The sequence below is a fragment of the uncultured Rhodoblastus sp. genome, from assembly GCF_903903185.1.
Taxonomy (GTDB): domain Bacteria; phylum Pseudomonadota; class Alphaproteobacteria; order Rhizobiales; family Beijerinckiaceae; genus Rhodoblastus.
Genome location: NZ_CAIUXT010000247.1, coordinates 21,999 through 38,550, shown reverse-complemented (window position 1 = coordinate 38,550; position 16,552 = coordinate 21,999). Strand labels below are relative to the sequence as shown.

At 64.3% G+C, this 16,552-nt stretch carries 12 protein-coding genes; 6 read left to right on the top strand and 6 right to left on the bottom strand.

The features are described 5' to 3' along the window. Window positions 1–29: 29 nt before the first annotated feature. Window positions 30–1,523 carry an efflux transporter outer membrane subunit gene (locus tag QZY01_RS23015; RefSeq protein ID WP_294541944.1) on the bottom strand — a complete coding sequence of 498 codons (1,494 nt, stop codon included), beginning with the start codon at window positions 1,521–1,523 and terminating at the stop codon, window positions 30–32. Between the two features lie 632 nt (window positions 1,524–2,155). Here QZY01_RS23015 and QZY01_RS23010 point away from each other — a divergent pair. Beyond that, complete coding sequence (locus QZY01_RS23010; RefSeq protein WP_294541942.1) at window positions 2,156–3,031, top strand: lysophospholipid acyltransferase family protein; 876 nt, start codon at window positions 2,156–2,158, stop codon at window positions 3,029–3,031. A gap of 9 nt (window positions 3,032–3,040) precedes the next feature. Here QZY01_RS23010 and QZY01_RS23005 read toward each other — a convergent pair whose 3' ends face one another. Then, the gene (locus QZY01_RS23005; RefSeq protein WP_294541940.1) at window positions 3,041–3,787 is read right to left on the bottom strand and encodes a glycosyltransferase family 25 protein; all 747 of its coding nucleotides are present in this window, start codon (window positions 3,785–3,787) and stop codon (window positions 3,041–3,043) included. A 132-nt stretch (window positions 3,788–3,919) separates the two neighbouring features. Here QZY01_RS23005 and QZY01_RS23000 point away from each other — a divergent pair, with 132 nt between their 5' ends. Continuing rightward, window positions 3,920–4,723 carry a glycosyltransferase family 2 protein gene (locus QZY01_RS23000; RefSeq protein WP_294541938.1) on the top strand — a complete coding sequence of 268 codons (804 nt, stop codon included), beginning with the start codon at window positions 3,920–3,922 and terminating at the stop codon, window positions 4,721–4,723. 225 nt (window positions 4,724–4,948) lie between these two features. Here the strand turns inward: QZY01_RS23000 and QZY01_RS22995 are convergent, their stop codons facing one another. Continuing rightward, window positions 4,949–5,902 (bottom strand): D-2-hydroxyacid dehydrogenase, encoded by a 954-nt coding sequence (locus QZY01_RS22995; protein WP_294541937.1) that lies wholly within the window; start codon window positions 5,900–5,902, stop codon window positions 4,949–4,951. A gap of 87 nt (window positions 5,903–5,989) precedes the next feature. Here QZY01_RS22995 and QZY01_RS22990 point away from each other — a divergent pair, with 87 nt between their 5' ends. From QZY01_RS22990 to QZY01_RS22975, 4 genes are all read left to right on the top strand, one after another. Continuing rightward, window positions 5,990–7,204, top strand: coding sequence for an FAD-dependent oxidoreductase (locus QZY01_RS22990; protein ID WP_294541936.1), 1,215 nt, complete (start codon window positions 5,990–5,992; stop codon window positions 7,202–7,204). Window positions 7,205–7,268: 64 nt separating this feature from the next. After that, window positions 7,269–8,348 carry a hypothetical protein gene (locus QZY01_RS22985; protein ID WP_294541935.1) on the top strand — a complete coding sequence of 360 codons (1,080 nt, stop codon included), beginning with the start codon at window positions 7,269–7,271 and terminating at the stop codon, window positions 8,346–8,348. Window positions 8,349–8,478: 130 nt separating this feature from the next. After that, complete coding sequence (locus tag QZY01_RS22980) at window positions 8,479–10,746, top strand: PAS domain-containing sensor histidine kinase (protein ID WP_294541934.1); 2,268 nt, start codon at window positions 8,479–8,481, stop codon at window positions 10,744–10,746. 2 nt (window positions 10,747–10,748) lie between these two features. Beyond that, on the top strand, window positions 10,749–12,116 hold the full coding sequence (locus QZY01_RS22975) for a sigma-54 dependent transcriptional regulator (protein WP_294541933.1): 1,368 nt from the start codon (window positions 10,749–10,751) through the stop codon (window positions 12,114–12,116). 409 nt (window positions 12,117–12,525) lie between these two features. Here the strand turns inward: QZY01_RS22975 and QZY01_RS22970 are convergent, their stop codons facing one another. From QZY01_RS22970 to QZY01_RS22960, 3 genes are all read right to left on the bottom strand, one after another. Beyond that, window positions 12,526–12,783, bottom strand: coding sequence for a hypothetical protein (locus QZY01_RS22970; protein WP_294541932.1), 258 nt, complete (start codon window positions 12,781–12,783; stop codon window positions 12,526–12,528). Between the two features lie 40 nt (window positions 12,784–12,823). Then, the gene (locus tag QZY01_RS22965) at window positions 12,824–13,039 is read right to left on the bottom strand and encodes a hypothetical protein (RefSeq protein WP_294541931.1); all 216 of its coding nucleotides are present in this window, start codon (window positions 13,037–13,039) and stop codon (window positions 12,824–12,826) included. A 350-nt stretch (window positions 13,040–13,389) separates the two neighbouring features. Continuing rightward, window positions 13,390–16,527: a multidrug efflux RND transporter permease subunit gene (locus QZY01_RS22960; protein WP_294541930.1), complete on the bottom strand. Its 3,138-nt coding sequence runs from the start codon at window positions 16,525–16,527 to the stop codon at window positions 13,390–13,392. Between the last annotated feature and the right edge of the window lie 25 nt (window positions 16,528–16,552).

Genomic DNA, 16,552 nt, shown 5'->3' with positions numbered 1-16,552 from the left:
TGGTGGATTATGCGCCGCGAAAGGAGAAATTATGGCGGCGGAAAAGGCGCGGAGCGCGCTACCGCCTCGATCAGCGGCGGCGCGGTTATGGCGGCAAGGCTCTCGGCGTCATAGCCGCCGCCGAGCGCCTCGATCAGGTTGACGCTGGAGACGAACAGAGCTTGCCGCGTCGTCAGCACGGCTTCCTCGGCGTTGAGCAATATGCCTTCGGCGACGACCACGGTGGTGAAGGCGACGGTGCCGGCCCGATACTGGTTCAGATAGACTTTCACCGCCTCGGCGGCTTCGTCGCGCGCCTTTTCCTGCACTTTCAGCTCCCGCGCGAAGACGCGCTGCGCCACCAGCGCGTCTTCGACCTGCTGGAAGGCGGTCAGCACGGTCTGGCGGTAATTGGCGACCGACTGTCGATAGACCGCCTTGGTGGCGTCCACCTGCGCGGCGCGAAACCCGCCGTCGAACAAGGGATCGGCGGCGGCGGCGCCGATCGACCATATCTGATAGGCGGCGAGGAAGGGAAAGGCGTTTGCGCCCTGGAAACCGCCGGCTGCGGAAATGGTCAAGGTCGGATAATAGGCCGCGACCGCGACGCCGATCAGGGCGTTCTGTTCCTGCACGGCGCGCTCGGCGGCGGCGACGTCGGGACGGCGTTCGAGCAGCGTCGAGGGCATGCCGACCGGGATCGCCGGCGGAACATGGGGCAGGGCGCCGCGCGCAATCGACAGGTCGGCGGGCGGACGGCCGATCAACTGGGCGATGGCGTGCTCATATTGGCCGCGCAGCACCTGGGTGTTGATCGCCGCCGCCTGGGTGTTGAGCACCTGCGTCTGGGCGGTGATCAGATCGGCCTTGGAGACGGTGCCGCCATTATACTGGTTGCGGGTGATCGTCTCGGTTTCCTGATAGATCTTGACCGTGCGGTCGAGCAGGCTGCGCAGCGAATCCTCGGCGCGCAGGTTGAAATAGGCGACGGCGAGCAGCGCCTGCGTCGACAGCTTGGCGTTGGCGAGCAGCGCGGCGTCGACCTGCGCGCCGGCGACATTGCTTTCGATCTGGCGCCTAATCTTGCCCCAGACGTCGATGGTCCAGGAGACCGTTCCCCGCGGATAGAAATCGGTCGCCGCGAAGGTGCGGCCAAAGGCGTTCAGATGCTTGCCCTCGCCGGCGCGGACGCCGTCGTAAATGGCGTTGACGCCGGGCAGAAGGCTCGACTGCGACTGGCGGACGACGGCCTGCGACAGTTCGTAGGTCGCCAAGGCGGCGGCGACGGTCTGGTTGTCGATTTCGACCTGCGGCAGCAGGCGGTTGAGTTCGGGATCGCGGTAGATCGACCACCAGGCGCCGCGATCGATGCCGTCGCGCGGGACGGCGCGTTTCCAGCCGGCCAGTTCCTTGTAACGGGTTTCGGTCGCCGCCTCCGGGCGCAGATAGTCCGGCCCGACCGTGCAGGCGGCCAGCGACAGGGCGCCGGCGCAGGCGAGGATGACGTTTCTGGCCCAACGGCAGGGAAAAACCGGCGGCGTCACGAGCGTCCGCCTCCGGAACAGGGTGGGCGTCTGCCGGCGGAACATTGGAAGTCCGCAAGCATTTGCGCGCTCATCTGTCCCGATCCGACCGACATCCAAACTCCGTTCCGTTCATAAAGCCCTGCGGGCTCTTCCAAAGCCCTTGCGGGAGCGCCCAAAGCCCTAGCGGGAGCGCCCAAAACCCTGGCGGGAGCGCCCAAAACCCTGGCGGCGCCAGATTGTCATGGAACCCGACAGGCGAAACCGCTCCCGATCCCGCCGAAGAAGGTTTACACTCTCTTAACCGGCCCCGCCGTGATTGATAAGTCCCCTGAAAGCCAAATCACGGCAATAAAGGCGCTATGTGGCTAAAATGTGCGCCAGTCTTTGCTTTTGATGCATCGGAATTCGTATTCGCCAGTATAATTTTTCAATTTTGCAATAATTCGAGAAATTTTTCGCCTCGCCGCTTTTTGCCGGCGCAACGGCCGCCAACTTGACGCGCCCCGACCCGTTGGACTAGAGCGGGGGGCGAACAAGCGGCCGCCGTTTTCTCGCCGGCGCGGGCCCCGGGTTCGCGAAAACATGACGAAAGCCCGAGAATCCCGAGAACTCAGGGCGTCGGCGCCTGAAACCTTCGAGGTCCCGGCTTCATGGCCCCCAAACCGCCTTCCCTGCAATATCGGCTCGAATACGCCGGCTATCGCCTGCTCAGCCTGTTTTTCTCCAGCCTTCCGGTCGAGACGGCGTCGAATGTCGGCGGCGCGCTGATGGCTTTTCTCGGCCCCCGGACGAGGGTCCGCCATCCCCGGTTGTTGCGCAACCTCGCCCGGGCTTTCCCCGAGCAGAGCGCGGAACAGCGTGAACAACTGGCCAGCGAGGTCTGGCGCAATCTCGGCCATGTGCTGGGCGAGTTTTTCCACATCGACGAAATCATCCGCGACCGCGTGGAGATCGTGAATGCGGAAATCCTCGAACAGATCGCGGCCAGCGGCAAGGGCGCGGTGCTGTGCGGCGCGCATCAGGCCAATTGGGAGGGCGGCAGCGCCGTCGTCGCCAAATATGGCCTGAAGCCGCTCGCGGTCTATCGTCCGCTCAACAATCCCTTCGTCGACGCCGATTTCAAACGGCGGCGGCTCAAATATTACGCCGGCGGGCTGACCGCCAAGCATGATCCGGAAACCCCGGTGACGATGATCCGCTATGCGCGCTCGGGCGGCGCGGTGGCCTTTCTCGTCGATCAACAGACCTATATGGGGGTGAAAGTGCCGTTTTTCGGCCACATGGCCTCGACCACGCCCTTTCCCGCCATGGTCGCGCGCCAATGCAACCTGCCGCTGGTTCTCATCACCGGCGAGCGCCTGCCCGGCGTGCGTTTCAGGGTGTTCGTCTCGACCATCGACACGCCGCGCAGCGAAGACCGCGACGCCGATATTCTGGCCGCGACCGCCGCGATGCAGACCGAACTCGAACAATCGATCAGGCGCCATCCCGCGCAATGGATGTGGACGCACGACCGCTGGTTTTGAGTCTGCGGCCTATTTCCCCGGTTTTCGGGCGAAAGCGCTCCAGGCCCGCACCTGCGCCCGGTAGATCGGCCGGGCGATTTCGTGGCGAAGTTTTTCGGCCAGCCCCATGCTCTTGCGCTGGATGGTCGAGCCGCCGAGCGCGCCGGACTGTTCCTGGACGCCGGAAGGCTTCAGCGCCAGCAATTCGACGCCCGTCACCCAGCGCATCTGCAACAAGGTGTCGATCGGCCGGTCGAATTTTTCGGTCGCCGCCAGCAGCTTTCGCGCGGCGTCGTTCGAGACGAATTGCGCGATGGCGCGCAGCGGCGGATTTTTGGGGCGAATCAGCGCAACCCCGTGTTGTTCCGCCACGACCGCGCCGGCGATCCGGGTCTGCGGCGCCGGCGCCAGGGCATAGTCCCACTGCGCCCTTGTTTCGCGGGCGAAGGCGCATGTTCTTGCAAAAGCTTCGGCGTCGATGGCGGCGTCGTCCTCGAATACCAGCGCGTAATCGAGCCCCTGTCCGACAATTTGGCGCCAGGCCGCGCGGTGGCTCAGAAAGGCCCCGATTTCGGCGCGGTTGAGGGGATGAGAAAAGCGCGGCCGGTGCAGTTGCCGCCGGTAAACGGCGTCCACTTGCTGTGGGCTCAACAGCGCGCCGTCGGTCGCGGCGACAATTTCGCTGGCGAGGGGCAGGGCGGAACGCAAAAGATCAACCTGCGGGCGCCGTTGCGCGGCCCGCTCCAGATGCAAAATGAAGGCTTTCGGTTCCGCCATGGCGTCCCAGTTTTTCCGCGCCGCTTTTAGCCTTCCCCGGCGCCGCTGTCATCTGGCGCTCGGCGCCCGCTTTGACAAAAGCCCGCGAAAAAGTTTTGTGGGAACTGACGCTAAACAGCCAGGTCGCCGCCCGTGTCCGAAAAATTGCCGCTTTCCGCCGCCGTCATCTGCAAGAACGAGGAGGCCTGCATCGGCGCCTGCCTCGCCAGCCTCGAAACATGCGCCGAAATCGTCGTGGTGGATTCCGGCTCGACCGACAGGACGCTGGAGATCATCCGCGATTTTTCCGCGAAGGGTTTTCCGATCAACCTGATCGAGCGGGAGTGGCCCGGCTATGCGAAGCAGAAGCAATTCGCGCTCGAACAGGCGGCGCAGCCGTGGGTCTTGAGCATAGACGCCGACGAATGGCTCGACGACGCGTTGGCGGCCGACCTGCCGCACCTGTTGCAGGCGCCAAAAAATATCGCCGGCTGGCGGCTGCAACGGGCCATCACCTTGTTTGGCCGCAAGGAGACGCCGCCAGACGCGGTCAAGCCCGAGCGCATATTGCGCCTCGCCCGGCGCGAACAGGTGCGTTTCGACGAAAGCGTGCTGGTGCATGAGGGGCTGATCGCCGAGGGTGAGTTGCTGGACGCCGAAAACGGCCTGCTGCGCCACGAGCGCGCGCTGCGGCTCGACGCCCAGATCGGCAAGGAGATCGTTTATGCCCGTCTCAAGGCGCAGCAAAGAATAGCCGCCGGCAGGAAGCCGAGCCTGTTCAAGCTGATCGTCAATCCGCCGATGTATTTTTGCCGGGTCTATTTTTTCCGCCGGATGTTTTTATGCGGCGTTCCCGGTTTCATCCACGCCTGGACCGGCGCGATCTATTCCTTTTTGGGCGAAGCGCTGCATTACCAACTCTGGCTGGAGGGCGGGACGGGAGAAAGCGCGGATTAGGATATTTCCCTCCTCCCCATAGCCCGTCTACAGACGGGCGTCCTTCGGATCGCCCTTTGGCGGGACAAGGTGGCGCGCGAAGCGCGACGGATGAGGGGGCATTTTAGCGCAAGGCATGGTTGAGAAAAAGGTCGCCCATTTTAATGAGCGCTTCTGCGGCCAACCCCTCATCCGTCTCGGCCTTCGGCCGATCCACCTTCTCCCGCAAGGGGAGAAGGGAAACAGTCAATCCAGCCGGTTCAATTTCTCCCCGGCCACAAATGCCTCCAGCACCTTGCCCAGTTGGTTCGCCAGAGTCTGCTGCGCGGCGCGGCTGGCCCATGCGACGTGGGGCGTCACCAGCACGTTCGGGCGCTGCGCCAGACGCATGATGGCGCTGTCGGCGGGCGGCGGTTCGGGCCGGGTGACGTCGATCCCGGCGCCGGAGACGAGGCCAGCGTCCAGCGCCCGCTCCAGCGCCTCCTCGTCCACCAGTCCGCCGCGCGCGGTATTGATCAGCAGCGGCTTTTTCTTCATCGACTCGAATTCCGGCCAGCCGATCATGTTTTGCGTCTGGGCGTTGAGCGGGCAATGCAGCGACAGCACGTCGCTGGTCGCCAGAACCTCGTCGAAGCTGCGAACGCCCGGTTTCGCGGGCTCGCCCTTGCGTCCGGCGAAAACGGCGTCCATTCCGAAAGCCCCGGCGATTTCCGCCACCCTCCCGCCGAGATCGCCGGAGCCGAAAATGCCGAGCCGCTTGCCGAAAAGATCCTCGATGCGGTGGGCGTGGAAGGCGAACTGGCCGCAGGCCTGCCAAACGCCGGCGCGCACGTCGGCGACGTAGGGCAGGATCTGGCGGCTCAGCGCGAGCAGCAGCGCGAACACATGTTCGGGCACGGCATGGGACGAATAGCCGCGAATATTGGTCACCGCGACGCCGGCTTTGCGCGCCGCTTCGACATCGACATTGTCAAAGCCGGTGGCGGCGATGGCGATCAGTTGCAGTTTCGGCAAGGCTTGGATCGTCGCCGCATCGAGACGGACCTTGTTGACGACCAGGATTTCGGCGTTTTGCGCACGAGAAAGCAATTCGGAGGGCGCGGTGGCGGGGAAATTGCGCCAGACATGCGGAAAGTCCGGCCTCGGCAGGACCACGCCCTCCGCCAAAGTGTCCGCGTCGAGAAACAGAATATGATGCATGGAAAACTCCGCCGCTGCGTGGACGCCGCAGACTGCATCGATTTTGCGCTATAATGGCAAAAAATTCAAAACGGGCGGGGATCGCGCATGAGAGCAAGTATCGTCATCGTCGGCGCGGGGCAGGCCGGGCTGCAAATCGCCGAAAGCCTTCGCGCGGAAGGCTTTGAAGGCGGCGTCGTCCTGCTCGCGGGCGAAAATTTCCCGCCCTATCAGCGTCCGCCGCTGTCGAAAGCCTGGCTGCTGGGCGAGGTCCCGGAACAAAGGCTGTTTTTGCGCGGCCCGGATTTTTTCGCCGCCAAGAACATCGACTTGCGGCTCGGCGCCGTCGTGACGGCGATCGACCGGGCGGGCAAGCAGGTCATTCTGGCCGACGGCTCGGTTGAAAACTATACCGGCCTCGCGCTGGCGACCGGCGCGCGGGCGCGGCGCCCCGTCATCGCCGGCGCCGATCTCGCCGGCGTCTGCGTGCTGCGCGACGTCGCCGACGCCAAAAACATCGCCCACAGGCTTTCGCGGGCCCAAAATGTCGTGGTGATCGGCGGCGGGTTCATCGGCCTCGAAGTCGCCGCCGCCGCGCGCAAGAAAGGCCGCGCGGTCAAAGTGGTCGAGGCGCTGGACCGGCTGATGGCCCGCGCCGTCACGCCCAAAATCTCCGGGTTTTTCGCCGATCTGCATCGCGCTCATGGCGTCGAATTGCGGTTTTCGACAAAGGTCGCGGCGCTCGAAGGGGATGAAGGCAAGGTCGAGACCGTGGTCACGGCTTTGGATGAGCAAATTCCCGCCGATCTGGTGATTTTGGGTATTGGCGCGGTAGCCAATGACGAACTGGCGGAGGCGGCGGGACTGGCGACGTCGCACGGCATTGTCGTGGATTCCTGTGGAAAAACCTCCGATCCGCATATTGTCGCGGCGGGCGACTGCACGGTCTGGCGGCGCGACGACGGGCAATTGCGGCGGTTGGAGAGCGTGCAGAACGCGGTGGAGCAGGGCAAGGCGGCGGCGGCCTCGCTGCTCGGCCGCTCAAATCCCTTCGTCGCCACGCCATGGTTCTGGTCGGACCAATATGACGTGAAATTGCAGATGGCCGGGCTGTCGCAAGGATTCGAGGCCTGCGTCGAGCGCAAGACGGGCGAAAACGCCTTTTCGCTGTTCTATTTCCGCCACGACAATCTGATCGCGGTCGACTCGGTCAACCGCCCCGGCGAACATCTTCTGGCGCGCAAGCTGCTCGACGCGGGAATTTCGCCGGACATGGCGCAAGTGGCCGATCCGGCGAGCGATTTGCGGGGGTTGCTCCGTTAGATTAGCGGCATCATTGCGTTACATATTCAGGTCCCAATCACTCGATGCGGAACGCGCGATAGACATGAAATTCTGCTTTCTCCTCGCCATTCTGGCGCTCGCGCAGATCCATGGCGGCCTTGCCGAGGCCACAACCCTGCTCGCTGGCCCCGGCGCCCCCGCCGCGGGAGACGCCGCGCCCTCGGCAAGTTTGAAACGGCCGTTCGGCCTTGTCCGGGGGCCCGACGGCGCCATCTGGGTCGCCGATTATGACGCCAATCAGATCAAGCGGATCGATGCGCGGGGCGTCCTCACCGATGTCGTCGGCGACGGCGCCGCGCGTTATGCCGGCGACGGCGGGCCGGCCACGAAAGCGTCGCTCAACCACCCGCATGAAATCCGCTTCGATGCGGCGGGCGAACTGTTCATTGCTGACACCGACAATCATGTGATCCGGCGCTATCATCCGGGCACGGGCCTGATCGACACCTATGCCGGCAATGGCCAGGACGGCTCTTCCGGCGATGGCGGCCCGGCCGCGCAAGCGTCGATCAGCGATCCCATGAGCCTGCAATTCGACCATGCCGGCAACCTCTATATCGCCGATGTGCGTCTCGGCGTCATTCGCCGCGTCGACGCGGGCGGCGGGCGGATCACGACCTTCGCCGGAAACGGCGCATGGGGAAATACGCCGGATGGCGCCCCCATAGCCGGAACGCCGCTTACCGGGCCGCGCTCGTTGGCTTTGGCTGCCAACGGGGACCTCTGGCTGGTCACCCGCGCCCATCAGCTTCTGCGCTTCGATTTGGCTCAAGGCCGCATCCGGCAGGCGGCGGGAACAGGCAAGGCCGGCTATGACGGCGATGGCGGCCCGGCGCTGGAAGCGACCCTGAACGGGCCGAAAAGCATATCGGTCGCCGCCAATGGCGATGTTTATCTGGCCGATACCGAGAACCACGTCATCCGCCGCTACGACCGGCGGCGCGGCACGCTCGAAGCCGTGGCGGGGACGGCCGCCAAAGGCGACGCGCTCGCGGCCGATCCCAGGCAGACCGCGTTCAACCTGCCGCATGGCATATGGGTCGACGCGGACGGCAGCGTTCTGGTGAGCGACAGCGACAATCATCGCATCCTGTCAATTCCCGCGCCTGGCCGGTCCGACTAAGCTTAAGCTTACCCGTTCGCCTCCAAAAGCGCTCAATTTTGTCTCAATCGTGCAACAGCGTTGCAATATTGCAACTCACCCCGCGCTCGGTTAGGTTCGCGCAAGGGGCGAGACTCACAAAAACAGACGCATGGAACAGCCGAAAGACAAAAAGCCGGAACAGAAAAAATCGCGCCGGGGCGAGCGCCGCCTGCTGCCTCGCGTTGGGCCGTTTGTCGTCGCTTTCGCCATGTTCTGCGCCATTTTCTCGTTCCTGATCTTCGCCGGCCTGACCCCGATCGCGCCGACCGACGAGACCGTCTCGATCCTGTTCATCGTCGATTTCGCCATCGTGCTGGTGCTGCTCGGGCTGGTGATTTTCGAGACCAGTCTGCTGATTCGCGCCTGGCGGGCGAAAACCGCCGCCGCCGGCCTGCATATCCGCATCGTCGCGCTGTTCGCGGTCATCGCCGCCGTGCCGACCCTGTCCATGGCCATCGTCGGATCGGTGACGCTCGACAAGATGCTCAACCCCGCCTTCATGCGCGACGTGCGGGGTTTTATCATGGGCGCGACGGAAGCCGCCAACCTGTTTCGCGAGGACCAGTGCCGCTGGCTGTTGCAGGAGGCGCAGCTCACAGCCTCCGATCTCGATCGCGGCAAGCCGATGTTCGACGCCGATCGCGGGCTGTTCAAGGAATTCTTCGCCTCGCGCGCGCATTTTCTCGGCTTTTCCTCTGCCGCCTTGATCAAGCGCGACGGCGTCATCGTCGAACAGGTCGATTCCGGCGCCGCCGCGCGTGATGCGGTGGTCAAGCCGCAGGACAGCGATTTCGCCGATTCGGCCAAGAACGAGCCGCTTTGCCTGATTCTCAACGAGGGCCGCACTTTTGTGGCCTTGCGTCCGATGCCGGCCTTCGGCGACACCTTTCTCTACGCCAGCCGGCCGGTCGATCCCTTCACGCTCGAATTTCCCAAACAGGCTTCGGCGCTGGTGCAATTGTTCGGCGCCTTCGAGCAGCATCGCCATAATTTCCAGCTGACGCTCGCCATCATGTTCGGACTGCTCGCGGCGATCATGCTGCTTTCGGCGGTGTGGATCGGTCTCGCCTTCACCAATGGTCTCGTCGGCCCGATCCGCCGGCTTATCGCCGCCACCGATCAGGTTTCGGGCGGCAATTTCTATGTGCAGGTGCCGGTGCGCGCCGCCGAGGGCGACCTCGCCCATCTCGGCGCGACCTTCAACAAGATGACGTCCGAGTTGCGGCTCCAGCAGAACCGCCTCGTCGCCGCCAATCACCTGATGGACGAGCGCCGGGTGTTTACCGAGGCGGTGCTGTCGGGCGTGCCGGCGGCGGTGATCGGCGTCGGCGCGCGCGGCGACGTCACCGTGCTCAATCCTTCCGCCCGAAACCTCGTCGGCGGCGACGAGGTCGAGGCGGAACGCGCCATTGGCCGGCCCTTGAGCGAAGTCCTGCCCGAACTCGACGCCGCCTTGCAGGAAGCCCGCGCCGGCCACGCCCGCATGACGCAGAAACAGATCATGCTGAACCGGGGCGGCCGCGAACGCACCTTCAACGCCCGCATCACCAATGGGCCGCTCAATCGCGGCGAGCGCACTTTTGTCGCGACGCTCGACGACATGACCGATCTGGTCGCGGCGCAGCGCACCTCCGCCTGGGCCGATGTGGCGCGGCGCATCGCCCATGAAATCAAGAATCCGCTGACGCCGATCCAGCTTTCCGCCGAACGGCTCAAGCGCAAATATGGCCGCGTCATCACCGTGGACAAGGACATTTTCGATCAATGCACCGACACGATCATCCGGCAGGTGGACGACATCAAGCGCATGGTGGACGAATTTTCCGCCTTCTCGCGCATGCCCAAGGCGCAACTGGCGCCCGACGATCTCGTCGCCTGTATCGACCAGGTGCTTTTCCTGATGCGCGTCGGCCATCCCGGCATCGAAATCACCGGCGATTTTCCGTTACAGCGGCCGGTGCTGCGGTTCGACCGGCGGCTATTGTCGCAGGCGCTGACCAATGTGGTGAAAAACGCCGCCGAAGGGATAGAGGCCGCCGACATGGAAGGCCGCGCGCCGGCGATCCATGTCTCCTTGCGGCTCTCCGAGGGCGAGGCCATTGTCGATGTCGAGGACAACGGCAAGGGCTTTCCGCGCGAGAACCGCGCGCGGCTGCTGGAGCCCTATATGACGACGCGCAAGGAGGGCACCGGCCTCGGCCTGCCCATTGTCGCCAAGATTCTGGAGGATCACGGCGGCGGCATCGAATTGCTCGACGCCGCCTCCGGTCAGGGAGCGCTGGTGCGTCTGCATTTTCCGGTCACCGGGATGGTCGAAAATCCTGCAAACATCGAACCTGAAGGCGCCTCCCGCGCCGAACAATCGAGCGAAGGTTGAACATGGCGAGCGATATTCTAATCGTGGACGACGAGGCCGACATTCGCGAACTCGTTTCCGGCATCCTCGAGGACGAGGGCTTTTCCACGCGCACGGCGCGCAATTCCGACGAGGCGCTGGCGGCCATCGAGGCCCGCCGGCCGCAATTGATCTTCCTCGACATCTGGATGCAGGGATCGAAGCTCGACGGGCTGCAATTGCTCGAATCGGTCAAGCGCCATCACCCGAGCCTGCCGATCGTGATGATTTCCGGCCATGGCAACATCGAGACGGCGGTGACGGCGATCCGCCAGGGCGCCTATGACTTCATCGAAAAGCCGTTCAAGGCCGACCGTCTCGTGCTGGTCGCCGAACGGGCTTTGGAGACCTCGCGTTTGCGCCGCGAGGTCACCGAACTCAAGGCGCGCTCGCTCGGCTCGAATACGCTGGTCGGCCATTCGAGCGCCTTGCAGCAATTGCGGCAGATGATCGAAAAGCTCGGGCCGGCCAATTCGCGGATTCTGATCACCGGCATGCCGGGCGTCGGCAAGGAACTCGCCGCCCGCGCCATTCACGAGCTTTCGGCGCGCGCCGCCGGGCCTTTCATCGTCATCAACGCCGCCGCCATCGCCGCCGAAACCATGGAGACCGAGTTGTTCGGCGTCGAAGCCCGCGACGGCCGCCCGCGCAAGACCGGGGCGCTCGAAGAGGCCCACGGCGGCACGCTCTATATCGACGAAGTCGCCGACATGCCGCGCGACACCCAGGCGAAAATTTTACGCGTGCTGGTGGATCAGAATTTTACCCGTGTAGAAGGCACCACGCGCGTCCATGTCGATGTGCGGGTGATCTCGTCCTCGGCGCGCGACCTGCCGCGCGCCATCGCCGAGGGGGCCTTCCGCGAGGATCTGTTCCACCGCTTGTCGGTGGTGCCGGTGCGCGTGCCCTCGCTGTCCGAACGGCGCGAGGACATTCCCGAACTGATCGATTTTTTCATGGAACAACTCGCCGCCAATTCCGGCCTGCCGCGCCGAAAAATCGGCGACGACGCCATGGCGGTGCTGCAATCGCACGACTGGCCGGGAAATATCCGGCAATTGCGCAATAATATCGAGCGGCTGATGATTCTGACCGGCGGCGATCTGGAAGCCGAAATCACCGCCGAAATGCTGCCGCAGGAAATCGGCGCGCTGGTGCCCTCGACGCCGAACGGCACGGGCGGCGAAAAGCTCATGAGCTTGCCCTTGCGCGAGGCGCGCGAAGTCTTCGAGCGCGAATATCTGGTGGCGCAGATCAACCGTTTTGGAGGCAATATTTCGCGCACGGCGGAGTTCATCGGGATGGAAAGGTCGGCGCTGCACAGGAAGCTGAAATCGCTGGCGATAGATTAGGCGGAGCGAAGGAAAACGGGGACTGGATCGAAGTGCGCCGCGCGCGGCGCCGGCGTTGCGCGGCAATCTCGGTCCGCAATTCGTTTCCTGTCCCCGGTTTCCGGGCAGCAGGGAGGTCGGGACAGCGCACCAGCGATTCAGGCGAGTCGCGCGCGATGGGGCGCAATTCGTTTCCTGTCCCCGAATTCCTCGGATCACTGGCCTCCTTGGACCGCCCTCGTGCTCCGAGACGCGCCTTTCGGGCGCTCCTCAGCATGAGGGCTACTTGATTGTTTTATATAGATAAGACCCTCATGGTGAGGAGCCGCCGAAGGCGGCGTCTCGAACCATGGGCAGAAACGCGGGCCTTTGTTATCAACCTGAGGCGGAGTCGGACTCCGCCAGTTCTGTGAAAACGATACGGGGCATATCAGCGCATGGCAGCGAGGAACGCGTCCATTCGGGCTTCGTGCTCTTCAATAGGGATGACGGCGCCGCGCGCCACGTCGGCTTCGGCCTCGTCAACATAGGGCTTTGCCCACGCCAGATCGTCGGTTTCCTCAAGCTCGCGCTCGGAAATCCGCTCGTCGATAAGCTGACGGGCCGCCTCTTCGGCAGACGCGAAGTCGCCACTCGCCACGCGCGTTTTGAGCCAAGCCTCTTGATCGGGTTTCAATGTGATCGTCATGGTCTTTCGTACCACAAAACTCCTCCGGGGCGAAGCGCGGTCACATCCCGAGCTTGTCGCGCAAAAGATTGTTGACGAAGGCGCTGGCGTTGGCCTCGTCCTGAAGGCGGTCGGCGACGTCCGGGTCGAGCATGAGATTGACCCGACGCTTTTTCGCGGCCTCCGGCATCGGGGGACGGCCGCGTGTCGCATGCGCGAAAAACCCTCGATCCAATTCCCTGACTTCACCGTCACGGGCGATGTAAGGCTTCTTCATAACGTTTCCCTCGGGCTCCTCGCCGTAATTCCCATAGTCACGCAGCCGCCCCAAGCGCGAAATATCTCGCGCCGCCCGGCGCCGCGAGCGCTGCGGCGGCGAAAGCGGCTATCGTCCAAAACTCGACCGAATGCGCCCGCTCATTATTGCCCGCCCATGCGACTGAAAAGCCGACCGGGGTGGCCGCCTCGGACGTTAAACTTTACAAGGTTCGCTTTACTTCAACTATATTTTCGCTGGGCGGGCATCTTGGCCGGTGAGCGCCGCGATTTGTCGATCGGTCGCGTGGAGGAGACCTGCGCGGCGCGGCGCGGGCGTTCCTCCACCCCAATAAAACCGGGCATTCCCACCTACGGCGCGACTTGCAGCGGGGTCGCCGCCTTGGCGGCCGCCCGCTTCGGCCGCCGCACGAACAAGGCCATGACGGTGACGAAGAACACGGGAACGAAGAACACGGTGAGAAGGGTCGCCGAGACCATGCCTCCGAACACGCCGGTTCCCAGCGCCTGCTGACTCTTGGCGCTCGCGCCCGCCGCGACCATCAGCGGCACGACGCCGAGAATGAACGCCAGCGAGGTCATGATAATCGGCCGGAAGCGCTGGCGCGCGGCCTCGACCGTGGCCGCCGCCACCGTCAGCCCCTGCGACCGCAGATCGCGCGCGAATTCGATGATCAGAATCGCATTCTTGGCCGAAAGGCCGATGATCGTGATCAGCCCCACCGTGAAGTAGACGTCGTTGGGCAGACCCGCGACATAGGCGGCGACGACGCAGCCAACGATGCCGAGCGGCGCGGCGAGCATGACGGAAAACGGAATCGCCCAGCTTTCGTAGAGGGCCGCCAGACACAGGAACACGAACAGCACCGAGAGCCCGAGCAGGAAGGCGGCCTGCGAGCCCGCGAGTTTTTCCTGCAGCGACTGCCCGGTCCATTCATAGCCGAAGCCGTTCGGCAGCGTCTTCATCAGCCGCTCCATTTCGACGATCGCGTCGCCGCTGGTGTAGCCGGGCTTGGGCTCGCCGGTCAGTCGCACGGAGGGATAGCCGTTGAACCCCACCACCTGGGTCGGGCCGACCGACCATTCCAGCCGCGCGAAGGCGGAGAGCGGCACCATTTCGCCGGCCTTGTTGCGCAGGCTGTAGCCGAGGATGTCCTCGGCGCGGACGCGCTTGGTCTCGTCCGCCTGCACCACCACGCGCTGGGTGCGGCCGCGATTAATGAAATCGTTGACATAGATCGAACCGAGATGGGTCGAGATCGCATCGTTGACGTCCGTGAACGACACCCCGAGCGCGCCCGCCTTTTCGCGGTCGATGTCGACGCGCACCAGCGGCGCGCCGGGCAGGCCTTCCTCCACCAGCTTTTCCAGCACCGGCGATTGCGCCGCCTCCGTCATCAGCTGCGCCTTCGCCGCCATCAGCGCCTCATAGCCGCGCTGTCCGCGATCCTGAAGGCGAAACGAAAACCCGGAGGTATTGCCGAGATTGGCGATCGGCGGCGGGGCGAGCAGCGAGGTCCGCGCGTCGGGAATGCGCGCGAGCAGGCCGTTGGAGCGCGCGATGATCGCATCGGCGGAATCGTTGGGGCCGCGCTTCGACCAATCCTTCAGGGTGATGAAGGCCTGCGCCGTCATCGAGCCCTGGCCGAAGAAACTATAGCCGCTGATGAAGGTGACGGAATCGACGCCCGGCTCCTTCATCACCTGGGCTTCGACCTGCTTGATCACATCGAGCGTGCGCGTCGCGCTCGCGTCGGAAGGCAGCAACACGTCGGCCATCACGTAACCCTGGTCGTCCACGGGCACGAACCCGCCGGGCGCGCGCCACAGGCCATAGCTCATGGCGGCGACGATCACGACATATACGGCGAGGAAAGCGCCGCGCCGGCCGATCGCGCGGCGGACGATTCCGACATAGCCGTCGGTAAGGCGATCGAACAGGCGATTGAAGGCGCCGAAGAAGCCTTTCTTTTCGTGATGATCGTGATCGAGCGGTTTCAGCAGCGTGCTGCAAAGCGCGGGCGTGAGCGTCAAGGCCAGGAAGGCCGAAAAGCCGATAGACACCACCATGGCGGCGGAAAACTGCTGGTACATGATGCCGACCGAACCGGGGAAGAACGCCATCGGCACGAACACCGCCATCAGCACCATGGTGATGCCGATCACCGCGCCGGTGATCTGGCCCATCGCCTTGACGGTCGCCTCGCGCGGCGGCAGTCCCTCCTGCGCCATGATGCGTTCGACATTCTCCACCACCACGATCGCGTCATCGACGAGAATGCCGATCGCCAGCACCATGCCGAACATGGTCAGCACGTTGATCGACAGGCCGAGCGCGTAGAGCGCGCCGCAGGTGCCGAGCAGCGCGATCGGCACGACGATGATCGGGATCAGCGTGTAGCGGAAATTCTGCAGAAACAGGAACATCACGAGAAAGACGAGCGCCACCGCTTCGGCCAGCGTCATCAGCACCTTCTTGACCGACGCCTCGATCACGGGCGTCACGTCATAGGAGACTTCCGCTTTCACGCCGGGCGGAAAATACTGCGCGAGTTCGGCCATGCGCTCGCGCACGGCGGCGCTGGTGGCCAGCGCATTGCCGGTCGGGGCGAGCTGCACGGCGATCGCCGCGGCGGGCTTGCCGTTCAGCCGGGTCGAGAAGGAATAGGTCAGGCCGCCGACCTCGATCCGCGCGACGTCCTTGAGCCGCACGGCGGCGCCGTTCTGGTTGGCGCGCAGCACGATGGCGCCGAATTCCTCGGGCGATTCCAGCTGGCCCTTCACCAGAACCATGTTCTGCGTGCGCTCGGCGGAAGGGCTCGGAGGCTGCGCCAGCATGCCCGAGGACACCAGCGCGTTCTGGGCGCGGATCGCCAGGGTAATGTCCTCGGTCGTCAACGAATAGCCGCGCATCCTTTCGGGGTCGAGCCAGACGCGCATGGCGCGCTCGGTCGAAAACAGCCGCACGCGCCCGACGCCGGCCACGCGGCGCAGTTCCGGCAGCACATAGCGCGTCGCGACGTCGCCGAGGCCGATCTCGTCGAGCGAGCCGTCGGGCGACGTCAGGGTGACGAACTGGAGGATCGCGGTGGAGGCTTCGAGAATGGAAATGCCCTGCTGCTGCACCGCTGGCGGCAGGCGCTGCTCGATGCGCTTGATGCGGTTCTGCACGTCAACCGCGGCGAGCGCCAGATCGGTTCCGGGCTTGAAATCGACATTGATCTCGACCTCGCCGGTCGTGTCGCCGGTCGATTCGAAATTCAACAGATTGGCCGCCCCGCTCAACTCCTCCTCGATAAGGCGCGTCACGGAATAATAGAGATCCTGCGTGGAGGCGCCGGGATAGGACGTCGAGATCGAGATCGAGGGTGGCGCCACGACGGGATATTGCAGCACCGGAAGGAACGGGAGCGCGAGCAAACCGCCAAGACAGATAAAGATCGCTATCACCCAGGCGAAGACAGGTCGCGCGATGAAAAATGCCGGCATGAAGACAGGACTCCGAAAGCGGACG

Bases quoted from the DNA above. Each gene is read 5' to 3' on its own strand.
- QZY01_RS23010 (WP_294541942.1), top strand. From the start codon at position 2,156: ATGGCCCCCAAACCGCCTTCCCTGCAATATCGGCTCGAATACGCCGGC.
- QZY01_RS22960 (WP_294541930.1), bottom strand. From the start codon at position 16,527: ATGCCGGCATTTTTCATCGCGCGACCTGTCTTCGCCTGGGTGATAGCG.
- QZY01_RS22970 (WP_294541932.1), bottom strand. From the start codon at position 12,783: ATGACGATCACATTGAAACCCGATCAAGAGGCTTGGCTCAAAACGCGC.
- QZY01_RS22965 (WP_294541931.1), bottom strand. From the start codon at position 13,039: ATGAAGAAGCCTTACATCGCCCGTGACGGTGAAGTCAGGGAATTGGAT.
- QZY01_RS22995 (WP_294541937.1), bottom strand. From the start codon at position 5,902: ATGCATCATATTCTGTTTCTCGACGCGGACACTTTGGCGGAGGGCGTG.
- QZY01_RS22985 (WP_294541935.1), top strand. From the start codon at position 7,269: ATGAAATTCTGCTTTCTCCTCGCCATTCTGGCGCTCGCGCAGATCCAT.
- QZY01_RS22975 (WP_294541933.1), top strand. From the start codon at position 10,749: ATGGCGAGCGATATTCTAATCGTGGACGACGAGGCCGACATTCGCGAA.
- QZY01_RS22980 (WP_294541934.1), top strand. From the start codon at position 8,479: ATGGAACAGCCGAAAGACAAAAAGCCGGAACAGAAAAAATCGCGCCGG.
- QZY01_RS23005 (WP_294541940.1), bottom strand. From the start codon at position 3,787: ATGGCGGAACCGAAAGCCTTCATTTTGCATCTGGAGCGGGCCGCGCAA.
- QZY01_RS22990 (WP_294541936.1), top strand. From the start codon at position 5,990: ATGAGAGCAAGTATCGTCATCGTCGGCGCGGGGCAGGCCGGGCTGCAA.